22 protein-coding genes are annotated in these 23,271 nt (G+C 48.5%); 18 read left to right on the top strand and 4 right to left on the bottom strand.

Translation table 11 applies throughout. The features are described 5' to 3' along the window. The first annotated feature begins 173 nt into the window (after positions 1 to 173). Positions 174 to 1,334 carry an AI-2E family transporter gene (locus CHI14_RS27700; RefSeq protein WP_095293237.1) on the top strand — a complete coding sequence of 387 codons (1,161 nt, stop codon included), beginning with the start codon at positions 174 to 176 and terminating at the stop codon, positions 1,332 to 1,334. A gap of 105 nt (positions 1,335 to 1,439) precedes the next feature. Here CHI14_RS27700 and CHI14_RS27695 read toward each other — a convergent pair whose 3' ends face one another. After that, positions 1,440 to 1,811 (bottom strand): ArsR/SmtB family transcription factor, encoded by a 372-nt coding sequence (locus CHI14_RS27695; RefSeq protein WP_095293236.1) that lies wholly within the window; start codon positions 1,809 to 1,811, stop codon positions 1,440 to 1,442. 227 nt (positions 1,812 to 2,038) lie between these two features. Here CHI14_RS27695 and CHI14_RS27690 point away from each other — a divergent pair, with 227 nt between their 5' ends. From CHI14_RS27690 to CHI14_RS27660, 7 genes are all read left to right on the top strand, one after another. Continuing rightward, a complete protein-coding gene (locus CHI14_RS27690; protein WP_095293235.1) occupies positions 2,039 to 4,408 on the top strand; it encodes a heavy metal translocating P-type ATPase in 2,370 nt (789 codons plus the stop codon). Between the two features lie 107 nt (positions 4,409 to 4,515). After that, positions 4,516 to 4,878 carry an SdpI family protein gene (locus tag CHI14_RS27685; protein WP_095293234.1) on the top strand — a complete coding sequence of 121 codons (363 nt, stop codon included), beginning with the start codon at positions 4,516 to 4,518 and terminating at the stop codon, positions 4,876 to 4,878. 177 nt (positions 4,879 to 5,055) lie between these two features. Next, positions 5,056 to 5,511 carry a MerR family transcriptional regulator gene (locus CHI14_RS27680; protein WP_095293233.1) on the top strand — a complete coding sequence of 152 codons (456 nt, stop codon included), beginning with the start codon at positions 5,056 to 5,058 and terminating at the stop codon, positions 5,509 to 5,511. Positions 5,512 to 5,668: 157 nt separating this feature from the next. Next, positions 5,669 to 6,886, top strand: coding sequence for an MFS transporter (locus CHI14_RS27675; RefSeq protein ID WP_095293232.1), 1,218 nt, complete (start codon positions 5,669 to 5,671; stop codon positions 6,884 to 6,886). Between the two features lie 17 nt (positions 6,887 to 6,903). Then, positions 6,904 to 7,326: a universal stress protein gene (locus CHI14_RS27670; RefSeq protein ID WP_095293231.1), complete on the top strand. Its 423-nt coding sequence runs from the start codon at positions 6,904 to 6,906 to the stop codon at positions 7,324 to 7,326. Positions 7,327 to 7,480: 154 nt separating this feature from the next. After that, positions 7,481 to 8,905 carry an aldehyde dehydrogenase family protein gene (locus CHI14_RS27665; protein WP_095293230.1) on the top strand — a complete coding sequence of 475 codons (1,425 nt, stop codon included), beginning with the start codon at positions 7,481 to 7,483 and terminating at the stop codon, positions 8,903 to 8,905. Between the two features lie 279 nt (positions 8,906 to 9,184). Further along, positions 9,185 to 9,976 carry a MerR family transcriptional regulator gene (locus tag CHI14_RS27660; RefSeq protein WP_170948293.1) on the top strand — a complete coding sequence of 264 codons (792 nt, stop codon included), beginning with the start codon at positions 9,185 to 9,187 and terminating at the stop codon, positions 9,974 to 9,976. A gap of 157 nt (positions 9,977 to 10,133) precedes the next feature. Here CHI14_RS27660 and CHI14_RS27655 read toward each other — a convergent pair whose 3' ends face one another. Further along, positions 10,134 to 10,613, bottom strand: coding sequence for a GAF domain-containing protein (locus CHI14_RS27655; protein WP_095293228.1), 480 nt, complete (start codon positions 10,611 to 10,613; stop codon positions 10,134 to 10,136). A gap of 198 nt (positions 10,614 to 10,811) precedes the next feature. Between CHI14_RS27655 and CHI14_RS27650 the strand changes: the two genes are divergently transcribed. The 4 genes from CHI14_RS27650 to CHI14_RS30245 all read left to right on the top strand — a co-directional run bounded on the left by CHI14_RS27650 (position 10,812) and on the right by CHI14_RS30245 (position 14,085). Further along, positions 10,812 to 11,108: a hypothetical protein gene (locus CHI14_RS27650; protein ID WP_095293227.1), complete on the top strand. Its 297-nt coding sequence runs from the start codon at positions 10,812 to 10,814 to the stop codon at positions 11,106 to 11,108. Between the two features lie 197 nt (positions 11,109 to 11,305). Then, positions 11,306 to 11,878, top strand: a complete 573-nt coding sequence (locus tag CHI14_RS27645) for a GNAT family N-acetyltransferase (RefSeq protein WP_095293254.1) — start codon at positions 11,306 to 11,308, stop codon at positions 11,876 to 11,878. A gap of 45 nt (positions 11,879 to 11,923) precedes the next feature. Beyond that, positions 11,924 to 13,444, top strand: coding sequence for an MDR family MFS transporter (locus tag CHI14_RS27640; RefSeq protein ID WP_249281264.1), 1,521 nt, complete (start codon positions 11,924 to 11,926; stop codon positions 13,442 to 13,444). A 464-nt stretch (positions 13,445 to 13,908) separates the two neighbouring features. Further along, on the top strand, positions 13,909 to 14,085 hold the full coding sequence (locus tag CHI14_RS30245; protein ID WP_170948292.1) for a hypothetical protein: 177 nt from the start codon (positions 13,909 to 13,911) through the stop codon (positions 14,083 to 14,085). An 89-nt stretch (positions 14,086 to 14,174) separates the two neighbouring features. On the opposite strand, the gene CHI14_RS27630 is transcribed toward CHI14_RS30245, so the two are convergent. Further along, positions 14,175 to 14,636, bottom strand: a complete 462-nt coding sequence (locus CHI14_RS27630) for a MarR family winged helix-turn-helix transcriptional regulator (protein ID WP_095293224.1) — start codon at positions 14,634 to 14,636, stop codon at positions 14,175 to 14,177. Positions 14,637 to 15,102: 466 nt separating this feature from the next. On the opposite strand from CHI14_RS27630, the gene CHI14_RS27625 reads away from it, so the two are divergent. The 4 genes from CHI14_RS27625 to CHI14_RS27610 all read left to right on the top strand — a co-directional run bounded on the left by CHI14_RS27625 (position 15,103) and on the right by CHI14_RS27610 (position 19,176). Next, positions 15,103 to 16,422: an MFS transporter gene (locus tag CHI14_RS27625; protein WP_095293223.1), complete on the top strand. Its 1,320-nt coding sequence runs from the start codon at positions 15,103 to 15,105 to the stop codon at positions 16,420 to 16,422. Between the two features lie 279 nt (positions 16,423 to 16,701). Further along, positions 16,702 to 17,433, top strand: coding sequence for an ABC transporter ATP-binding protein (locus CHI14_RS27620; RefSeq protein WP_095293222.1), 732 nt, complete (start codon positions 16,702 to 16,704; stop codon positions 17,431 to 17,433). A 19-nt stretch (positions 17,434 to 17,452) separates the two neighbouring features. Continuing rightward, complete coding sequence (locus tag CHI14_RS27615) at positions 17,453 to 18,703, top strand: ABC transporter permease (RefSeq protein WP_095293221.1); 1,251 nt, start codon at positions 17,453 to 17,455, stop codon at positions 18,701 to 18,703. A gap of 89 nt (positions 18,704 to 18,792) precedes the next feature. Next, entirely contained in the window at positions 18,793 to 19,176 is a 384-nt protein-coding gene (locus CHI14_RS27610) for a hypothetical protein (protein WP_095293220.1), read from the top strand. Positions 19,177 to 19,253: 77 nt separating this feature from the next. Here the strand turns inward: CHI14_RS27610 and CHI14_RS27605 are convergent, their stop codons facing one another. Next, the gene (locus tag CHI14_RS27605) at positions 19,254 to 20,528 is read right to left on the bottom strand and encodes a BaiN/RdsA family NAD(P)/FAD-dependent oxidoreductase (RefSeq protein WP_095293219.1); all 1,275 of its coding nucleotides are present in this window, start codon (positions 20,526 to 20,528) and stop codon (positions 19,254 to 19,256) included. A gap of 299 nt (positions 20,529 to 20,827) precedes the next feature. On the opposite strand from CHI14_RS27605, the gene CHI14_RS27600 reads away from it, so the two are divergent. Further along, a complete protein-coding gene (locus CHI14_RS27600; RefSeq protein ID WP_170948291.1) occupies positions 20,828 to 22,525 on the top strand; it encodes a two-component system sensor histidine kinase NtrB in 1,698 nt (565 codons plus the stop codon). A gap of 221 nt (positions 22,526 to 22,746) precedes the next feature. Continuing rightward, complete coding sequence (locus tag CHI14_RS27595) at positions 22,747 to 23,181, top strand: BrxA/BrxB family bacilliredoxin (RefSeq protein WP_095293217.1); 435 nt, start codon at positions 22,747 to 22,749, stop codon at positions 23,179 to 23,181. Positions 23,182 to 23,271 lie beyond the last annotated feature (90 nt).

Here is a 23,271-nt window from a genome sequence, read left to right as displayed (position 1 = left end):
GTAAAATGACATTACGGTCTATTTTGAAACGGTTAAAAGAGCCGTACGTATAAACCAAGAGCATTATACATATGTTGGCTTGTACAAGTTTCTTTATTCGCATGTGCATGAGGCATGCAGTATGACAGCTTATTTTTATCATGATCAGATACATAAGAGAGGAAGACATGCCCATGGAGCAACCCGAACAACCCCGCATTTGGCCGGATCGGTTTAAGCGGTTTTTTCTGAACAACAAGTTTGTCCTATTTCTGCTGGTTCTGCTGCTGGTCGGATTAAACGTGATGGTGCTAACGAAGATATCCTTTGTTCTGCATCCGATTGCGGTGCTAATCAAGACGATTGTACTGCCTATCATTCTGTCTGGTATCCTCTACTATCTGCTGAATCCGCTGGTGGATGTGATGGAAAAGTGGAAGATTAAGCGCGGTTGGTCGATACTGATCCTTTACCTCGCGATTGGTGGTATTTTGACGGTTGTGGTATTGGCAGTCATTCCAGTGCTCCGCAATCAGATTATGGGGCTTATCGCCAATTTCCCGATGTATAGTGAAAATGTCAGACAGCAGTTCGAGGAGCTTACAGGCAGTCAGCTGTTCAGTCAGGTCCAGGAAACGGTGAACATGAACTGGCAGGACTGGTGGGGAACGATCTCCGAGAAAGCAACAGAGATTCTGAATTCCACCTGGAACAAACTCGGCGGTTTCCTTGGCGCTTTTACCGAAACGGTATTATCCATTGTAACGGTGCCATTTATTCTGTTTTACCTGCTTAAGGACGGGAAGAAGCTTCCGGAGAAGATCCTGTCGTTTCTGCCGATCAAAAGCCGTACGGGTGCCATGGAGGTACTTCACGATATTAACCACCAGATCAGTTCCTTCATTCGCGGACAAATTATCGTGAGTTTCTGTATCGGTATCCTGCTCTATATCGGTTATATGATCATTGGACTGGATTACGCACTGATTCTGGCCATTATCGCTTCCTTTACCAGCGTGGTGCCGTATCTGGGACCTGCGATTGCCATTACGCCTGCACTGATTGTGGCGCTGGTGACTTCTCCAGTGATGCTGCTGAAAATGGTGGCGGTATGGACGATTGTGCAGCTGATTGAAGGCAAGTTTATCTCTCCGCAGATCATGGGCAAAACGCTCAAAATTCATCCAATTACGATTATCTTTGTCATTTTGACGTCAGGCAATCTGTTCGGCGTGGTAGGGATTCTGCTGGCCGTTCCGGGTTATGCGGTTCTCAAGGTTTGTGTATCCCATATCTTCAACTGGTTCAAGAGCCGTTCCGGTTTGTATGATCCAAACAAAAACAATCTACTGTAAAGGTTACTGCATGTGGAAAACGGTACCCTTAACGAAAGAGAACCCCTGTCATCGGCAACAGCCGAAAGACGGGGGTTCTCTTTGTCTGAACAGGCTGGCTTACGCCTAGCCATGTTTAATATGCTGGAGCGTTTGCAGGAAGATTTGCTCAATATGCGTATCATCCAGAGAATAATACACCGTCTTGCCTTCCTTGCGACGCTTGACGATCCGCATGTTGCGGAGTGAACGCAGCTGGTGTGAAATGGCCGACTGTCCCATATCAAGCAGCACCGTCAGATCATGTACACATAATTCCTTCTGCAACAGCGCATCAATAATACGTAGTCGGGTTGGGTCACTGAACGCCTTGAACCAATCCGCCATCTCGGAAGAAGTCTCCCGATCTATAAGGGAAGTGCGGATGGACTCTACGTCCGCTTCCGTTCCCGAGCAGGGCGCATCACAATCCGCTGGCGCTTTAACCGGTTGTTCCATTTCCTATCACCGCCTATGCTAGCAACTATACGCCTATTATATCCAAAAAACGTCTAAAGCGAAATGATTACTATTAGCATATTCTGTCTGTAAAATCAACATCGATCGTTGACACTATAGTTTAGGCGTGCATATAATAGGGTTAATCAAACATATGAATGATTGCTCATATATTAATTTTAATTAAAATATTCAAGCTGCTTCGAACTGCAAAGGGGAGAATTCACATGGGAACCGGTCAGGAACAGGTGAAAAGGGAACTGCTGCTGGATGGATTGGATTGTGCCAATTGTGCGCTGAAGATTGAGAATGGTGTCAAAAAAATCAAGGGTATTACGGATTGCTCCGTTAATTTCGTAACCAAAACCCTGCTGGTGCATACAACTTCCGATATGGATGAGCACGTTATGGAAGAAGCGAAGCGTAAGGTCCTGCGGCTTGAGCCGCACATTCGCATCTCGGAAAAAGGGAGACCGCCGCTCGGCAATCAGGCTTCTGCCGGGCTGGGAGACCGATTGGACGGCCAACTGCACACACATGCAGAAACTGCGTCGGAAGGGCACTGTCACGATCATGCAGGTCATTCTCATGACCATGATCATCATGAAGGAGTGCATCCCCATAGCCATGGTCATGGTGCTCATCATCATGCGCACGATCATCACAGTCATGCCGAGCATGACCACGGTCATTCACCTGATCATGATGCACATGCCGGGCATTCGCACGAGCATGGTGCAGGACAGACAAAGGTGCTGCTTGCAAGGCTTGCTGCCGGCTCTGCCCTACTTGCTGCGGCCATCTGGTCCCCACTTGAAGGATGGGCACAGCTCGCTCTCTATTTAGTCGCTTATCTGATTGCAGGAGGAGATATCGTACTCCAGGCGTTCAAAAACATCATTCGTGGTCAGGTATTCGACGAGTACTTCCTGATGTCGGTTGCGACGATTGGTGCTTTTGCCATTGGTGAATATCCTGAAGGGGTAGCGGTCATGCTCTTCTATCAGCTTGGTGAGCTGTTTCAGGGGATGGCGGTTAACCGCTCTCGCAAGTCGATACAGTCGCTTATGGATATTCGCCCGGACTATGCCAATATTCTGATTGGTTCTGGCGATGAGACCAAGCGCGTCTCTCCTGAAGATGTGCGCATCGGTGATCGCATCGTTGTCCGTGCGGGTGAGAAGGTTCCGCTTGATGGAATAGTGAAGGCAGGACATTCCATGGTGGACACGTCTGCTCTTACAGGGGAATCCGTACCTCGAGAACTGGAGCCCGGAAGTGATGTACTCAGTGGTTTTGTGAATAAGAACGGTATGCTGACGGTTGAAGTGACCAAAACCTTCGGAGAATCAACGGTATCCAAGATTCTGGATCTCGTGCAGAATGCCAGCAGCCGCAAAGCGAAGACGGAACATTTCATCAGTAAGTTTGCTCGTTACTACACGCCGGTCGTCGTTATCCTTGCAGCTTTGATTGCGTTCGTACCACCACTCGTGCTTAGTGGTGCAGCATTTGCCGATTGGATCTATCGTGCACTGGTCTTTCTGGTTATCTCCTGTCCATGCGCACTGGTGGTTTCCATTCCACTTGGATTCTTTGGCGGGATTGGGGCTGCTTCCCGTAACGGGATTCTGGTGAAAGGCAGCAATTACCTTGAAGCTTTGAATGATGTGAAAGTGGTTGTTTTTGATAAAACGGGTACACTAACCAAAGGTGTATTCAACGTAACGGCTATTCGTCCGGAAGGCGGACGTACAGAAGGTGAAATGATGGAACTCGCAGCGATCGCGGAGGCCCAATCGAATCACCCCATCGCCGAATCCATTCGTGCAGCCTGGGCCAAAGATATCCGTACACAAGGTGTTGAAGGATATGACGAGGTTGCCGGACATGGGATCAGAGTCCTTGTGGATGGCCGTGAAGTGCTGGCAGGTAACGCCAAACTGATGGAACAGGCGGGTATTACTTATACCAAGCCAGAGACAGTAGGAACAGTGGTACACGTTGCTGAAGCAGGCGCTTATGCCGGTCATTTGATTATTGCGGATGAAGTGAAGGATGATGCTGCAGCAGCGATACAGGCACTGAAGACACTGGGCATCCGCAAAACGGTCATGCTCACAGGCGATGCCAAAGCTGTTGGTGAAGCTGTAGGCCAGCAGCTGGGAGTCGATGAGGTATACGCTGAGCTTTTGCCACAGCACAAAGTTGAACGGCTGGAAGAACTTGAAGCGGGCAAGTCTCCGAAGGAGAAAATGGTGTTTGTCGGGGATGGCATCAACGATACACCTGTGCTGGCTCGTGCGGATGTAGGTGTAGCCATGGGAGGACTCGGGTCTGATGCTGCCATCGAAGCCGCAGATGTGGTCATCATGACGGATGAACCATCCCGATTGGCAAGCGCCATCCGCATTGCGAAGCGGACACGAATGATTGTCTGGCAAAATATCGGTTTCGCCTTGGGCGTTAAGGTGATCTTCCTGCTGTTGGGAGTGTTCGGCATAGCCACGATGTGGGAAGCCGTTTTCTCCGATGTGGGTGTCACGGTTCTCGCCGTTCTGAACGCCATGCGGGTGCTGCGCGTGAAGAACATATAAGTTTTCGAAACGAACGACGCGGCTCTTCGTATATACGTAGAGCCGTTTTTTTATTTTTATGGCTGCAGGCATGTTAAGAGGTACGTTGAAGAGAAGGGGAGAACAATTTGGCAGGAGCAATTGTAGGGTTAATATGCGGAGTGTGCTATTTCGTGCTCGGGTTAATGCTGTTCAAAAAACCGCCGAAAAAGATTAATGGCATATATGGATATCGTACCCCGCGCGCCATGAGTGATCCCGATTTATGGGAAGAAGCTCAGCGTTACAGCGCAAACCTGATGATGCAGTTTGGGGTCATTATTACGGTGTTTGGCATTCTAGGGTTCTGGTTTACCGATGTACAGGCACTCGTACTCAGTCTGTTTGCAGTCGCGTTCTATACGTTCAGACTGTTTACGAAAGTGGAAGGGCGCTTAAAGGAAATACAGCATGCTCAGAAGCGGAAGCAAAGCGAGCAAGGTGCTTCATAGAAAATTGTAGTTCGATGTAAATAAGGGTAGAGACAGAGGATCCGCGAAAGCGGGTCTTTTTGTGTTCGGTGAGGTTCATGGCGCTGCTGTAGTTGAAATCTAACGTTGACGTTAACGTTATAATTATATATAATTATCTACATAACATTATAGACATATAAAAGTGAGGTGAAGGAAATGAGCTTGTATAAGATCGACGACGTAGCCAAGGAATGTGGGTTGACGAAGCGTACCATCCGGTATTACGAAGAGATTGGTGTCATGCCTTCACCTCAGCGGACGGACGGTGGCACGCGGCTGTATACAAGAGAGGATATCGACTATTTGAAAAAGGTCGTTCGTGCCAAGGAAGTGCTTGGCTTCTCCCTACAGGAACTGCATACGTATATCGCAACGGCTGATGTACTGAATGAGCAGCGATTTGATTACCAGCAGACAACCGAAGTGAAGGAACGGATTGAAAAACTCACCAGTATGGATGAAACGCTGGGTGGTCAACTACAGTTAATTGAACAGAAACTGCAAAGTATTCATGCCGTACAGGCAGAGCTGGAGGAATTGCGAGAACGGGTGCAGAACGGGATTCAGCGATTAAAGAAGAATGAATTCACCGATCATCCGGAAGATGGATAAGCAAGAGAGCGACACATAACTCCATCCAAACGAAATCGTGCAAGCACCGGGGAGCCGGTGTCATTTTGTGACGTTTTGTTTCATTTTATTTTGAAAATGATATGAAATTTTCATGTATTACAATCAGATTTCAATTCATAACCAGGAGGTATCATGTATGAAAAGAGAACCATCATTACCTGACGAACTGCCGTTATCACGCGGAGGATTACTGTCCCAACCACGGGCTGTATGGGCTGTCGCCTTCGCGTGTATCATTTCATTTATGGGACTGGGATTGGTTGACCCTATCCTGCCTGCCATTGCGGATCAGCTGCATGCATCAAAAAGCCAGGTTTCCCTGCTCTTTACGAGCTATAATGCCGTAACCGGGATTGCCATGCTGATTACAGGCGTTGTTTCCAGCCGGATCGGTGTCAAGTGGACACTGCTTAGCGGGATTTTACTAATTGTTATCTTCTCTGCTCTGGGAGGGACATCAGATACGGTTGGTGCCCTGGTTGGTTACCGCGGAGGCTGGGGGCTTGGTAATGCCTTGTTTATAGCTACAGCGTTATCTGCCATTGTTGGTCTGTCCACTTCGGGGACAGCCAAAGCGATTATTTTGTACGAAGCCGCCCTGGGTCTTGGTATTGCCGTAGGTCCACTGCTTGGTGGTGAGCTTGGTTCCATCTCATGGCGTGGCCCATTCTATGGCGTTGCAGTCCTGATGATGATTGCCTTTATCAGCATTACGTTTATGCTGCCCAAAATGGCCAAGCCGAAAACACGCAGTTCCTTGTCCGATCCGTTCAAGGCGCTGGGTTATTCATCCCTGAAAACACTGGCGATTACTGCCTTTCTCTATAACTTTGGTTTCTTTACTCTGATGGCTTATTCACCTTATGTGATGAATCTGGATGAGCACGGACTTGGTTATGTGTTCTTTGGCTGGGGTCTCATGCTTGCGATTACTTCTGTATTCGTGGCACCAAGACTGCAGCGTCGATTCGGCTCGGTTCCTTCCATGAGTGTTATGCTGACCCTGTTTGCAATTGACCTCATTGTTATGGCCGTGGGTACAGTAATGGGATCCTCCACAACGGTCATTGTTGCTGTTATCGTTGCCGGGATATTCCTGGGTATCAACAACACATTGATTACGACGGCTGTTATGGAGGCAGCTCCGGTTGAACGTTCGGTTGCTTCGGCTGCCTACAGCTTCGTACGTTTCCTTGGCGGTGCGCTGGCACCTTGGCTTGCAGGTAAATTGTCGGAATGGTTCCTGCCGGAAACACCGTTTTATTTTGGCGCATTGATGGTACTGGTTGGTGTCGTGGTTCTGCTTGCACGCCGTAGACATCTGCGTGATATCGATGCAGCAATTACACATTAATGAATGGGGGAATTGAAATGCTGGAACGAATCGTAGTGGCTGTTGATGGGTCGGATCATGCTCATAAGGCATTGGAAACAGCGGTTGACTTAGCTGAAAGTTTGAAGCATCCCGCCAGATTGATTATCGTGCATGTGAATCCTTCCATATCGTTGAATGAGCCGGCTCTGGGAGTAGACCTCGAAGCGCGAATTGCGGAAGAAGGACAGCATATTATTGCACCGGTAGAACAGCTGTTGTCCGGACGTTCCATCCCGTATGAGACGCTGCTGATCGCAGGAGATCCGGTAAATGAGATCTGCCGGGTGTCCAACGAGAGAGCGTGCAGCCTCATTGTAATGGGCACGGGCGGCAAAAGCATGCTGGCAGAAATCGTCGTAGGCAGTGTCAGCCATGGTGTATTGAAATATGCAGCATGCCCGGTATTAACGGTTAAATAGGACTCTGCCAGAATTAAGGCTGGGTTGAAGATACTGCTGTGGTGTATAAATAGATAAAGGATAACTGCGATCACCAGGTTGTTCTGTCATGGACTTGACCCGCTGTAACTTCATAGGTCGGACTTGCAGCAATGATGGATTGGAGGATTCAATAATGAAAAAACAACATCTGTTTATCGGTGGTAAACCCACGGAATCCATAGAATATAAGGCACTTCAGGCACCGTATTCCGGAGAAACATTGGCTGAAGTGTCTACCGCTTCGGCGAAGGAGGCAGAAGCAGCCATAACAGCTGCCGTTCAGGCCAGCAAGGAGATGCGCAACATGCCTGCTCACCGGCGTGCAGACATCCTGTACAAGCTCTCTGCCCTGCTGGAAGATCGGAAGGAAGAGGCGGCACGAGTGATTGCGCTGGAAGCGGCCAAACCGATCACGGCTGCGCTTGCAGAAGTGGATCGTACGGTGGAAACATACCGTTTTGCCGCAGAAGAAGCGAAGCGGTTGACTGGGGAGACCGTTCCCTTGGATGCAGCCAAGGGCGGCGAAGGACGCATCGGATATACCATGCGACAGCCTCTGGGTGTCATCGGGGCGATTACACCGTTTAATTTCCCGATGAATCTGGTGGCACACAAGGTTGGACCTGCACTTGCAGCAGGCAATACCATCGTTCTGAAACCGGCGGAGCAGACACCGTTGTCTGCCTACTATATTGCGAACCTGCTTCAGGAAGCCGGGTTGCCGGATGGTGCATTAAACGTGGTAAGCGGGGATGGCAAAACGATCGGTGATGTGCTCGTATCCGATCCTCGCATAGCCCATATTACATTTACGGGCAGCCCGGCGGTAGGTACAAGCATCCGCAGTCAGGCGGGATTGAAACGGGTAACGCTGGAACTTGGATCAAATGCAGCTGTCATTGTGGATCAGGATGCGGATCTGGATAAAGTCGTGCCGAGATGCGTGACCGGCGCCTTTACGTATCAGGGTCAGGTATGCATTTCATTGCAGCGCATTTATGTACACCGTGCCATTGCAGACGAATTCATACACCGCTTCGCGGAAGCCGCGAAACAAGTCGTGACAGGAGATCCGCTTAACCCGGATACGGTTGTTTCGGCACTCATTACTGCCAAAGACGTACAGCGGACACTGAATTGGATTGAAGAGGCAAAACAGGCAGGAGCAACGGTCGCCACAGGAGGAGAGGCTGAAGGAGGCGTGCTGCGTCCAACCGTACTCGTTAATGTGCCGCGTGATGCCAAGGTGTCGTGCCAGGAAGTCTTTGCACCGATTGTTGTTATTAACACCGTGAATTCGGTCCAAGAAGGCATTGATCACGTCAATGATTCCATCTATGGGCTTCAGGCGGGTATTTTTACGAACCATATTCATACTGCACTGCATGCAGCTGATCATATCGAGGCTGGAGGGGTCATGATTAACGACATTCCTACGTTCCGGGTGGATCACATGCCATACGGTGGTGTGAAGCAGAGCGGTATGGGACGTGAAGGTGTCAAATACGCCGTTGAAGAAATGACAGAACTCAAATTTGTCATGTTCAATAAAAATTAAGGCTGTTTTGCCCTGTCTAACATGAAGTAAGAATAAGGTCCTGCACCCAATGCTGTTGGTGTGGGACTTTTTCTTATATCAATCAATAGGAAATAGTGAAAACACTTTCGATTTCCCTTCTGACCCCCGGTTCACATCCCATCAGGAGGGTATAAATATTTTACATACCGCAAAACAATCCACTAATTGTTGTCCCAATCTTGTACCTAACTCAATCAACATAAAAAGCAGTATGAATAAGCCTGAATCATAATGCAGTGTAGACAGGAGGTGTTGCGAATGGCGTATACCATGGCGGACGTATCCGGCATGTCCGGTATAAGTCTGAATGAATTGAGCCAATATGTGAAATCAGGTTGGCTAACACCTGCATTTGCAGGTAGAGACCAGAATGAAGTTTATTATGAGAAACCGGAGCTGTTGAAGCTTCAGCAGATTCTGTTCTGTAAGGAGCTGGGGGTGGAGCAGGAAGAGATCGGCTCCATGCTGCAGGAAGATCATCATGATATCATTCATATGATGCAGCAGCAGCGCATTCAGCTGCTCGAGAAAGCGCTACATTTGCATGGCCTGATCCAGACTCTGGACAAAACCATTTCCCATTTGCAGGGAGAGTATGAGCTTGAGGTTCGGGAGTTGTATGAGGGTTTTGTCAAAAAAGGGCATCACAGTATGCTGCCTGCGTCAACGGAGGCATCGAACCATGAACCGGTTATAACGAATAAATGGCATCCAGCACAATCTGAATCAGCCGTATCGTATAACGGTGAACTTAAGACCAAAGAAGATTACCTGGATTCTCAGGAAAAAATAGACCGAATCAATCGGGACTTGCAGCGGGCGATCGAAGATGGCCTGACACCTGAATGCCCGGAAGTTCAGCACATCATTGGCAGACATCTCGAATGGGTCAAGGATTATTACACGCCTACTGCCGAAATCTATCGTGATTTGGGCAATCTGTATGTGGAGCATCAAAATTTTCGCCAAATGTACGATGGTTATCATCCGAAGCTGGCCGAATTTTTGCGAGACGGCATGATGATCAAAGCGGAACAGGAATTGACCTAAATGCATAGAGTAACCATGGGCGAGCAGAACATGGATGTAAAGGCATAAACCAAAAAAGCACAGACCACAAGTGGTGTGTGCTTTTTGGCTATCTTCAGTACGTATTGCTGTAACGACCTGCTTATTATAGGTACAATGACCTCCGGCAGAACCGTGGTTACAGCTGCTCTGTGAGCAGTTTGACGGCCTGTTCCAGGAAAATACGATCTTCGTCGTCAAAACGGTTTTTGATCGGGCTGTCGATGTCGAGCACCCCGTATAGTTCGCCGTCTTTGATAATGGGCACGACAATCTCACTGTTCGATGCGGCATCGCAGGCGATATGACCTGGGAAAGCATGAACATCGTCTACAACGAGTGTACGTCGTTCCGCCGCAGATGTGCCGCACACCCCGCGTCCGAGCGGAATACGGATGCAGGCAGGCAACCCTTGGAACGGACCAAGAACAAGCTCTTTGCCATCATACAGGTAGAATCCGACCCAATTGGTATCGGTTAAAAATACATTGAGCAGCGCCGCAGCGTTTGCCAGATTGGCAATGGCGCTTGGTTCATCGCGGATCAGAGCACTTAACTGTCCCAGGACGGCGGTGTGCTGCTCGCTTCGTGTTCCTTCATAGGAAACAGCTTGAAACATGGTGAATCACCCTCCCGAGCAAAAATGGTACTTATTTTCAAGATAGTGCAGTGCATGCCTTTAGTCAAGCGGAGGATTTCGGTAGAATTTTGATTAAGAAGGGGAAACCCCTGTAAATTCATCCTGTTTCTCAGCTTCTCGCACGGGGTAATTACTTAGCAATCACGGAGGGCTATAACCCTGGAAGGAGTTTGGATTATGCACGCAGAGGTACAGAATCTTTTTGTACGGATTCATCTTCTATATTTGGCCCAAAATCAGGATTTAACCGTTGGTGACGCACTGCCTCTATTGGAGGAGCGCGGCTACCGTGTTGGCGAGCGGGAGATCAAGCAGGAGCTTGAACATCTCACGCAGGAGAACTTCCTGACCGCCCATGGCGACCAGTGGAGCCTGACCGGGACAGGCATTGAAGAGTATAAGGAAATTACGGCTGTGCTTGGCCGGGTCAGCGATGAGCTGCTGGGAGCAGATAAGAAGGCTTCGACCGCCTGAAGATGAAACTCTGGCAGGACAAGCTGTTACGGGACAGCTCGATTGAATCATACGTACAACAAGACCGGGACCCTTGCGGCCCGGTTTTTTTGATATCAAAACCGATGATTGAACTGTTGCCATTCGGCGCAGGTTATGTTTAGATGACTATTGAATCTTATGGTCTGCAGAGATGGATCGGATCGGAGTGTCTTTTCATGTATAAATCCAAAGGGAGAATTCCCGAACTCGAGACAGCACGACTTCGTCTGCGCAAAATGCGCCGCCGGGATGCGGCTCAGATGTTCGCATACTGGTCAGACCGGGAGGTGACCCGCTATATGAATCTGGCGCCGATGATCGGGACAAGTGAAGCTGCGGATATGATTGGGTTGCTTAATCATATGGCAGGGGAAGAGGAGGCGATTCGCTGGGGCATCGAGCTGAAGGAGACAGGCCGTCTTATTGGTAGCTGTGGATACAATACCTGGCAGCTTGAAGGCGCATTCCGCGGAGAGATTGGTTACGAGCTGGGTCGTGACTACTGGCGGCATGGATATATGACCGAAGTGTTCTCGGTGATGCTGCCTTTCGGGTATGAGACCATGGGGCTTAACCGGATAGAAGCATTGGTCGATCCACGAAATGCCGCTTCCGGAGAGTTTCTAATGAACCAAGGCTTCACGCGGGAGGGTCTGCTTCGCCAGGTGCAGCATACATCAACAGGGTATAAGGATATGGTGATGTACTCCCTGCTGTACGATGAGTGGCTGCGCAAGCACCGTAAATAAACAGAGAACAAAGAGAGAAGGGTTTGTGTGAATACAACCGGAGGTTTGAAACGCAGTTTCATCTTGGCGGGATTGTTGCTGGCAACCTTTTTGTCGGCGATTGAAGGAACGGTCATTGGTCCGGCGGGGCCAACGATTGTCAGTGAGCTGGGAAGTGTGCAGCTGCTTAGCTGGATCTTTACCGCATATCTGCTCACGATGGCTGTCAGCACGCCGATTTTTGGCAAAATCAGTGATCTTTACGGCCGAAAGCCCGTGTTCCTGATTGGCTGTGCACTGTTTTTGCTCGGTTCATTACTTTGCTGTTTCTCACAAAATATGGAGCAGTTGATTATTTTCCGTGCCATTCAAGGGATTGGGGCAGGAGCCGTTGTGCCTGTTACGTTTACGATTATTGGAGACATTTACCGAATTGAAGAACGCGGCAAGATTCAGGGTTGGATCAGTTCGGTGTGGGGCATATCTTCCCTGGCAGGGCCGCTGCTTGGCGGTTACTTTGTCGATAATCTCGGTTGGCAGTGGATCTTTGGATTCAACGTGCCATTTGGCCTGCTGGCCATGTGGTTCGTATTTCGTTATTTGAAGGAAGACATCTCACCGCGTACCGCCAAAATTGACTACGTCGGTGCGCTGACCTTCACGGTGGGCATAACGGCATTACTGTTTGTGTTGTCAGCTGGCGGGCAGTATTATGCCTGGAGCTCTCCGCTCATTTTGGGGCTGAGTGCAGTTGCTGTTGTATTCATGATCTTATTCTTTGTCGTTGAGAAAAGAGCCCAGGCGCCGATGGTTCCACTGCATCTGTTCCGTATTCGGGATATCCGCGTTGCCAATATTGCGGGACTGCTCACCAGCACGTTGATGATCGGCCTGACCAGTTATTTGCCGTTATGGGTACAGGGCGTTCGCGGAGGCAACGCGACTGAATCCGGACTGCTGCTCGCGCCGATGTCAGTGGGCTGGTTAATCGGAAGCGTGCTGGCGGGTCGTCTCTTGATGAAAATCGGATCACGTCTGACTGCGCTCATTGGATTGACCGGAATCGCGATCGGCTCGGGAGGGCTATTCCTGGTCGGGGGAACATCCCCGCAGGCCGTGCTGTTTATTTTGACCTTTATTTACGGACTTGGCTTTGGATTTGCGTTTACGATATTCACCATCATTGCACAATCCTCTGTAGGATATCAGGAACGCGGATCTTCAACGGCACTGCATACGTTCATGCGTACTTTGGGGCAAACGATTGGCGCGGCCGTATTTGGCACATGGTTGAATTACCGGATATCGAAATTATCCAGTGAACAGCACCTGGCCGATGCCGGCATTTCTGAAAGCGACTTGAATGAGCTGCTCGCACCGCATACAGACGCTGCCTTGTCGGATGACAAATGGGCATTGCTTCGGAATGTGCTGGAAGGCAGTCTGCATTCCCTGTTTGTCATCATGTTCGTCATCGCGATTGTATCCTGGTTAACCACATTAGCATTACGCAAACGTTTAATCGTACCGGAAGAGGCAGAGGCAGGGGCAGGAATGCCGAAACAGGCCAAGGTTGCCGGGAAGTGATTGTCAAACCCATGCGGTACATAAGACTGATACTTTGTTGATTAGCACAACGAGATAAAGCATTGATTATCACAAGAAGGCAGCTGTGATCAGCTGCTTTTTTTGTTGGTTCTAAAAGTGATCAATGCGGCCACGATGCTATTCCTCATTCTGCCTCTCTCCCTGTTCATTGATCGTGTGCTTGCTTCAATGAAAATGAAGGGAACTGGAACAAGGTTGATTTATGTAACTGTGCCTTATTTCCTATTAGGGGCAGGGTGTGGTCTTCTATTCGCAATCTTCGTACTCCGGATGGATGCTTTTCAGCATACAGGGCCATATTTATATGTACTGATCGTTACGTTTGTTTATTTGTTTTGGCAATGTATATTCGAATGGACCGGTAAGCTAAGAAAGCGCAGAGCATAATAATATAAGAAAATGTGTTAAAATGTGGATATACTACGAGTGAAGGAGGCGGAATGTTGTTTCCCAATAACCTGAATTCGGTCCAAGAAGATGAAGCCAAACACAAGTACGAAGAGACACTTAGGGAAATCGAGGGGCACAGTGAGTCTGGCATGTCCAGATACGTGGTGAATTTACTTATTGCAGGAGGCCTTGTTATCGTTGTTCTCGCCGTATTGATATGGATAAGATAGAATTGATTCAACAACATTAACCGGTTACGCCGCAGAATGGCGAAACCGGTTATTTTATTTTTCACTATTCATCAGGGTTGGTTATTTCTTCAACCATTAGCGGATAGACGGTCTGCGCCGAGCGCAAGCCTTTCCAATAACTCAGACAGCAGTGTCTTGTCACCCTCGCTCAGACCACTGACTGCACGATCGATCTTGTGTGCATACCCTGGATAGATATCATCCATGGTTCGGTGGCCTTCCTCTGTCAGTTCCACAAATATAATCCGTCTGTCCTGCGGACAGTGCTTGCGATGTAAGAGTCCTTTTTGCTCCAGCTTATCAATGACATAGGTTACGTTCCCGCTCTGCAGCAGAAGCTGTGCGCCTACCTGTTGAATCGGCTGTGCTCCTTTCATATACAGAACTTCCAGCACCCCGTATGCCGTAGGGTTGAAGCCGTGCACTTTGCTACTGGATACAGCGTGTTCATTCACGCTCTTGAATGTTTTGGCCAAGGTGCGGTACAGATGAAGTGAACGTTCGGTTCCGATTTCTTGTAATTCCAGCATGCTGATCCCGCCTTTTCAGTTTAGTGATATAAGTTGAAATAATAAGGTTACTATCTACCACTACGATGACAGAACAACCCTCCAATCACTGTTATCCCCAGATTTTTCCGGTGATAAAGGTGAACGCGTTGCTTTTCCGGGTTTTTCCTGTCCTCTTCGTTACGATTAACATGTAAACGATATATTCAACTTATATAGGGTTGAGTAGGTTACGTTTGACGATTCAGATTGTCGCCATGTCCTTATTGTAAGCTTCTGTTTCCACGAAAAACATGCGATATGTCACAAGATCTGCATTTTTAGCATTTAAAATTTAATCATTCGTCCTTCCCCAAGGCAGCTTGCACCTGAGAAAGTTCATCCTTCGGATGTTGGCTCTTCTCCGTCTCCGGAAGGAGGTTGGGATAAGTGCCAGTTTATATAATTAAAGCCATATCAACATTCCGGCCACTGGAGGAGAAGCGAAATGGAAATGACAATGAAGGGACAACGCGGACTGAAGTATAACCGTCCGTTTGTAACACTGATGGTGGCACAGGCCATCTCCAATCTGGGCGACTGGCTGCATTTGTTGGCAATCTTGACGTTAGTGGGAATACGTTGGAATGCTACGCCGTGGGAAATTACGTTTACTACACTTTGTGCGGCATTGCCTGTGCTGATAACAGGGCCGTTTGCAGGTGCGCTGGCGGATCGGATGAATCGGAAATGGCTGATGATCGCGGCGGACGGTGCACGAGTCGTGATTGTTGCCGGGTTCATTTTTGCAGATCAGATCTGGCATGTATACATATTGCTTATCCTCAAATCGTTATTCGACGTCGTATTCTCACCCGCCAAGAACGGGAAGCTGAAGGAATTTGTGCCGCATGGGCAGCTGGCTCAAGCGGTTTCCATCAGCTCGGTGATCGAACAAATGTCCAAAATTATAGGTCCTGCGCTTGGCGGATTGCTGGTGGCAGCCTTTGGGATTACCTGGTGTTTTATTCTGGATTCAGCTTCGTTTCTCATCTCGGGTATTATTTTGCTGTGGATCCCGGGTAAGCGGGTGATCCAATCGGCAAGACAGTCCGTACAAGAAAGTAAGGAAGAAGGAAAAGGGGACATTTCATCCCGAGAGAAAGATGCCTTTTTGAAGGAGACGCTTGAAGGTGTTCGTATGCTCGCTTCACTTCCACAGGTAGGGTCTTCTCTCATTTTGCTGGCATCCGCCATTCTGTTCCTGCAATTTGCAGATTCCCAGACCGTCGTTTTGTTCAGACAGCTGCCTGGAATTTCAAGTGATCTGTTGGGGTGGTGCGTTGGTGCCAGTGGCGTTGGAACGTTAATTGCAGCCATGAGTGTGAGGAAGTGGAAAAGAGCAGGACATGTGCTGAAGATGGGGCTTGGAACATCGATAACGGGGCTTGTCATTGGTGCAGCAGGAGTCGTTGTCGGGGTGTGGCCGCATGCTGGTCTGGGTGCCAACCTGCTGCTGATATCCATGTTTGCCTTGGCAGGAATCGGAATTGGGTTCGCCGTGGTGCCTTTTCAGATACTGCTGCAGGAACGGACTCCGGAAGCGATGACCGGGCGTGTATTTGGGACTGTTGGCAGCGTCATGACAGCAAGCAATATTATGGGTCCTGTTGTAGGGGGATTTCTGGTCACATCGTTTGGTGTTATCCCGGCCTTTGTATGTTCTGGCATTTTGATGACACTGCTCGGGCTGGTCTATGTATTAAAACGCAGATCGAAAAAGATGGATGTAACGTTGGCGAGTGAGGCAGTGGCTGTAAGCGAATAGCATCATTTTGTCAGTACTTAATTGACAACTCATAACCAGAGTGTGTCCACGAGCGAAACCACAACGGTGATGGGTTGTAATCGGTAATATGAGATTTTCACTTTAGTGTTATTCAAAAAGCAGGGGCTCCGGAACCTCTGCTTTTTTTGTGTATTTAAAGGTTTTTCATTTTCTACCTCTAATTCATTAAAGATGCTCAAAATGATCAAATACAAAGCTAATAACTCCATTACAATAATGGAGAACACTAGACAAGTCATTAACCGGGGAGTGAAGGCCATGAAGATCGAAATGGAGGAGTCAGCATCGAAGCAGTCCATACTGGACGTACATATAGCAGAGGCAGGATATGAAGCAGGCAAGTCGACGATACAAAACATCCGAATCCAGGTGTATCCAGGAGAACTGGTAGGTATTATTGGTCCAAACGGTGCGGGCAAAAGCACGAGCATCAAAACGATGCTTGGCTTGCTGGAGCATGCCGAGTTTGAGATTGCAATTGGAGGAGAGGGCAGATATGCCTACATCCCGGAGCAGCCTGTCTTTTATGAATATATGACTCTCTGGGAGCATCTTGATCTTGCGGCGGTCGCGTACGAAATGGAGGAAAGGGAATTTGTTGCGAGAGCGGAGGAGTTGCTGGTTCGTTTCGGCATGGATCATGTGCGCGATGATCTTCCAGGCAGTTTTTCCAAAGGCATGCGTCAGAAAATGATGCTGATGATCGGCTTCCTGGCCTCACCTGATGTATATATTGTAGATGAGCCTTTTATTGGACTCGATCCGCGCGCAACGAAGGATTTCCTGCAGCTGCTTGATGAGGAACGCCGCCGCGGGGCAGGGGTGTTAATGTCCACGCATGTACTTGATACAGCGGAACGGATCTGTGACCGGTTTGTACTGATTGCAGCAGGCAGATCGGCCGCGGAAGGCACGCTGGATGAGATTCGCGCTGTCGCCGGGCAGCCAGAATTATCCTTATTCGACTGTTTTGATATACTGACATCCTAGTCAGGGAGGTGAAAGAGGGATGGGAGACTTCGAGCGATATACACCAATTCGTTTATATAGACGCAGGCGCCGAGAACATTTCAATGGACAGTTAAAAAATCTGAGATTGGCAGTAGACTGGACGGTATGGTTGTATCTGCTGGTTCCGGGGCTGCTGTATCTGATCGGGTGGTATTCGAGCCTATGGACCAAACCGCTGCCAACATGGGCGACTGAACTATCTGTGTCTGTCCTGACAGGGCTGATCGATATCGTTATGCTTTCAGGCGGTGTGCTGATCTTTGTGGAAGAAGCGGACATGCTGTTTCTCAAATCGAGACCATTATGGATGCGGACCTTAATGAAGCAAGGGCTTTTCCGGGCCTGTTTGCTGCATTTGGGCAAAATGATTGTGATTACGGCCTTGACCGCACCCTTGTGGTCTCGTGTATATGATATGTCATTTACACCTATCGCGCTCCTTGCGCTCTGGTTTGGTATAGTAGCTTCAATTCAGGCGATCGCTCTGCACATCATTAAGGTGCGATATACCGGATGGAGACGCTGGATTCGACTCATTCCTGCCGCGATTGCCTTGGGACTCTTTACGATCCGTACAACGTCATGGATGGATGGAGAGATCTGGAGACAGCTTACTGGAATTTTTGTCGGAATCCTTATGCTTGTCACTTTGATCCAAATGAGGCTGTTGATGAAGGGCACGTTCGAGGGGGATGTACGGGAGGATTTGCGAGGTCGATTAAAGCTAACAGCGCTTATGTTAAGTCAGTCAGTGTCCAAGCCGAAGGTTCCTCGTACAAAAACAGTCATCTTTCGCAAAAGGCGCAGGCTTCTGCGCAATCGTTCCATGTCCAACCGGACAGCCGAAACGGCTTTCAAGGCTTTTTTTCGAGACTCTTCCACGATGAAACTGTATTTGCAGCTGGGTAGTCTCTCCACAGCAGCTGTCATGCTTCCGCCTTTTCCCGTTAATGTCATCGTGTGCTGCTTGCTGATTATTATGCTGACCCTGCTGTTTTATCGCTCATGGGATGTGTTCGCAAATTCAGACTATGTGCAGCTCCTATCCTATAACCCGGCTGCCCTGCACCGTGCAGGGTTGACGATGGTTCGGATGCTTTTTATCCCGCTGGGCCTTATCATGGGTTTTGCTTTGGGAATAACCTGGCTTGGCTGGCTGTTAAGTGTCATTGTTGCGGCAGCTGTCGTGGTCTTCGGACTCTTCTGCCTTTCCGTAGGAGGATGGATTCGACTGACCCGTTCAAGCTAAAGTATTTCCTTCCAATGAAGTCGCATATCGTCTTCCATTAGTGACCATGCTATAGGAGAGATCAACTGTAGCGAGGAGGAAAAGAACGAATGATGGACGATAGTGAACTTCAGGTACATTTTTCTGACCATTCAGCATTGCTTGCGGCGGAGGCCACGCTGAAGGAGCTTGGATATAAGCCGTATCAATCGGGGCCGCTGGAATTGTACATTCCTACCGATCGCCAGGATATACAGTCGGCGGTGGAGATTGTGCAGTCACACGGAGGAAGCGCAGCGTTCCTGGCTGAAACAGACGGGTTTGATCAATTTCAGGATATATCCATTCCGGCTCATATCATTAACGAGGATTGGCAAGAAGGTTATGCAAATGGAACTCAGGACAGTGGGCTTCAACAAGGATTGCATAATCGGGACGATGACCCAACCTTTGATGATTCAGTGGATGGATTCTCCGGCAGTGTAAAAGCATAATCAGATGAATAGTCAAAAAACCTCGGGTCCCACAGCATGTGGGCACTTCGAGGTTTTCTTGTTTTTGGCATGTTTATTTATCTTATACTACTGGCGTTTTTGTACTCTGCGGCATGCATGCCAGCGGTGTATCCGGTAGAGAATGCAGCGGTAATGTTATACCCTCCAGTGTAGCCGTGGATGTCCAGAACTTCACCGCAAAAGAATAGACCTGGCAGTAGCTTGGACTCCATTGTTTTTGGGTATATTTCCTTTAAGTGCACACCTCCGCCAGTGACAAAGGCTTCCTTAAGAGATCTTGTGCCATCCACGCGGAAGGTAAAAGACTTCATTAGCCCGCATAATGTGCTGAGCATGCCTTTAGGAAAGTGGTGGAACGTCAGATCTTCACTAATCTCGGCACGTTTCATCAGTAATGGAATCATTCGTTCAGGTACCCAAGTTTTCAGAATGTTCTTAACCGCCTTGCGTGACTCTTGCTCCAGAACCTGCTGAACCTGTCTTTCCAGAGCAGCTGGAGTCAGATCAGGGAAGAAATCAATGCTCATCATGACCTGAGTGCTGCCGGATTTCATTTGTACCTTGCGAATGAACTGACTGCAGCGGAGGGCGATCGGACCCGATACACCAAAATGCGTGAAGATCATATCACCGCGATGCGAAATCACTGTCTTGCCTTTGGCATCCAGCACAGATAACCCTACATCCCGCAAAGATAAACCCTGAAGTTCTTTGGATTGGATCCAGCTCTCACCGGAAACAATGGGTACCTCGGTCGGGTAAAGTTCCGTAATGGTATGTCCGGCTGATTCAGCCCAAGGATAACCATCCCCGGTTGAACCGGTTTGAGGTACGGATTTGCCTCCAGTTGCTATAATAACTGCATGGGCTTTGACGGTCTTCCCCGAGGCAAGTTTGACACCCTGTACATGCTGTCCATCATGAATCAGCTCCTTGACAGGCTCTTTGGTACGAATCTCCACACCCAGGGAAACCACCTTGCCCACCAGAGCATCGACTACCGTTTTGGCCTTGTCTGTAACCGGAAACATTCTTCCATTGTCTTCTTCTTTCAGGGCAATACCCAGGTTTTCGAAGAAGCGCATAATCCCCTGATTGTCCAGATTTTGAAATGAACTATATAAGAAACGTCCGTTACCGGGAATATGCCTGATCAATTCATCTGTCTCTTTGGCATTGGTCACATTGCAGCGACCGCCTCCGGAGATTCCCAGCTTGCGGCCCAGTTGATCTCCCTTATCCAGCAGAAGCACAGAAGCTCCATGCTCGGCAGCAGCAACGCATGCCATTAAGCCTGCGGAACCGCCACCAATTACAATGACATCATACATATATTATTACCCTCTTTTTCCATTGATTTTGTCTACTTTATTACTTTTAATTGAACACTGGTAAGAAATTGAATAAACAACATATAGATTCCAGCTATTTCCGTTTTCTATATATAGTACACTTGGACGTTAAAAATCGAATTATGCAGGATTATAGGAGAAATGGTACACATCTTTAACCATTTATAATGAAAGCAACTGTTCTATTATGCAGTCTCAAGGGATATATTGTAATATACTGTCGCCTATGTTTTAATCAGAAATACATGAGGGTATGTGCGGGCGAGGAGGGAGATGGCATGATGGTTGCGTTAAAGGACATTCTTTTACAAGTGCTGCTAGCAGGTTCTGCGGTATTCCTGATTCCCTTTTTTTATCTGGGACTTCCTAAAACAGTTCAGGCCAAGGCAGATCGAAGTGGAATGATGCTGAACTGTCTGGCAGTGACAAGTGCGGCCAGTATGCTGCTCTGTTTGCTGTTTGCACATTATGCGTATCCCGCTGCTATTCCCATTTCATTGGGGGTTGTACCTCTTACCATCAGCATATTATACTGCCGGCCTGTGGTAGGCCTCACGCTTACTCTTCTCCATGTAATCGCTTATTTTCTTATCGGACATCCCTATATCCTGTACGAGTTTCTCCTTCAAACAGGCATTCTTCTCTATCCTATTGTATGGTTGACGGCCAGACGATTCAAGCACTATACGCGTTCACGCAAAATGACGATGGTCAGCTCGTTGATCGCAGCAGAATTGATTGTATCCGTCCTGCTGTGCATTCCTTTGATGGATGGCAATTCAACGTTCTCCCTCGCTCAAGGGATTGTCATCATGCTGGGGTACATCATTGGTGCCGTTCTTGCAGGCAGCTTTAGTATGCTCTGGATTGAGCATATGCATCATCATCAGGGGCTGGAACAACATCTGACCGAAGTTCATCATCAATACATATCCGAAACGGAAAAGCTTCACCAAATACTGAACGCAGTTCCATTATCCATTGCTACAGTGGACCCTAATGGGACTGTACAGTTTGTTAATGATACCATGGAGCAAACAGCAAGAAATCAACTGCCCTGTACGACCACTTCCAATCTGATTGGTCTCCCGGCCAGCCAATTTGTCGAACAGGGGCAGGCTGAAAGATTGGAGAATAGTATACGCAAGGCGGTTGTGCACGGGGAAATCAACGGTATGACCGTAAGATACGGCTCCTATGTATTCCAATCACGGACCGTGCCGATCTATTCTCTTTCACACGAAAGGTCAAGAGAGGTCACGGGAGCCATGCTCATTATTCAGGACATTACTGAGCTGGAAATGCTGCGAAGCGAGCTGGACAATGTGGATCGTCTCAGTCTGGTGGGGCAGATGGCTGCCAGCATAACTCATGAAGTACGGAATCCGATGGCGGTTGTACGCGGTTTCCTTCAATTAATGCAAGAGAAGAGTCCTAATTCGCTAGACCACTACTATCAGATTGTACTGGAAGAGTTGGACCGGGCAAACAGCATCATCAATGACTTTCTCTCCCTAGCCCAGAACCGGATCTCAGAAAAGGAAGAGTCCCAGCTGCATGACATTATCCATGAATTGAGCCCGCTGCTATGGGCAGATGCAAATCTGCGTGGACAAAGTATCGAACTCATGCTTGACCATAATGTGCCGAAGCTGCACCTGAATACGAAAGAAATCAAGCAGGTAGTGCTCAATCTGGCTCGCAACGGCATGGAAGCCATGACAGAGAAAGGGGTTCTGACGCTCGAAACGCGGATGGTGGATGACAAGGTCGAGCTGTGTGTACACGATACAGGTGCAGGCATAGCAAAGCCGAAGCAAGAGAAGCTGTTTGAACCTTTTTATACGACGAAAGCCAAAGGGACCGGACTCGGGTTATCCATGTGCCGAAGCATCGTGGAACGACACAACGGAACGATTACGGTGGAGTCACAGGAAGGCGAGGGGACGACCTTCAAGGTTTCGTTTCAACGATAAAAGCCCAGCATATTTTGCCAGAGATCAAGACATAATAATATGAAAGAAGCCTTACCGCAGGCGGAGTCTGAATCTTGCTTTCATTGCTTGGCGATGTATAATAGGGATAGCACATCATTAAAATCCATGTTTTGTATGGTGGAGCATTGATGATTGTCGATTCCGAGGCAATTACATGTTCCCCGAAATAATAGAACAACCATTAATAAGGAGTGAAACGAATGTCGATGTCATTTGATCAATACATGAAAGATATGGTTCAACCGATGCGGGATGAGCTGACTCGCCTGGGTATTCAGGAATTGCGTACCCCTGAGGAAGTAGAAGCTAGTCTGCCAGATGCTAAAGGAACAGCACTTGTTGTGATTAACTCGGTGTGCGGATGTGCCGCAGGCCAGTGTCGTCCAGGTGTATCTCAAGCGCTTCAGCACGATATTACACCGGATCACCTGTATACGGTATTTGCCGGACAGGACAAAGAAGCTACAGCAAAAGCGCGTGAGTACTTTGCACCGTACCCTCCGTCTTCACCTTCCATCGCTCTGATGAAAGACGGTGAACTCGTTCACTTTATCGAGCGTCACCAAGTGGAAGACCGTTCTGCGGAGGAAATTGCGGCTGATCTCACGAATGCATTTGACCGTTACTGCCGTTAATTAGCTCTAGGAGCGCCCCGCCCTTCGGATGACCGATGCCGGGGCGTTTCATTTTGAGCAAATAAGGTTATTGAACCATTCGGACCTTTC

Origin of the sequence: Paenibacillus sp. 7516, assembly GCF_002272715.1 — a bacterium.
GTDB classification, from domain to species: Bacteria; Bacillota; Bacilli; order Paenibacillales; family Paenibacillaceae; genus Paenibacillus; species Paenibacillus illinoisensis_A.
This window is presented reverse-complemented; position numbering and strand designations above follow the sequence as displayed.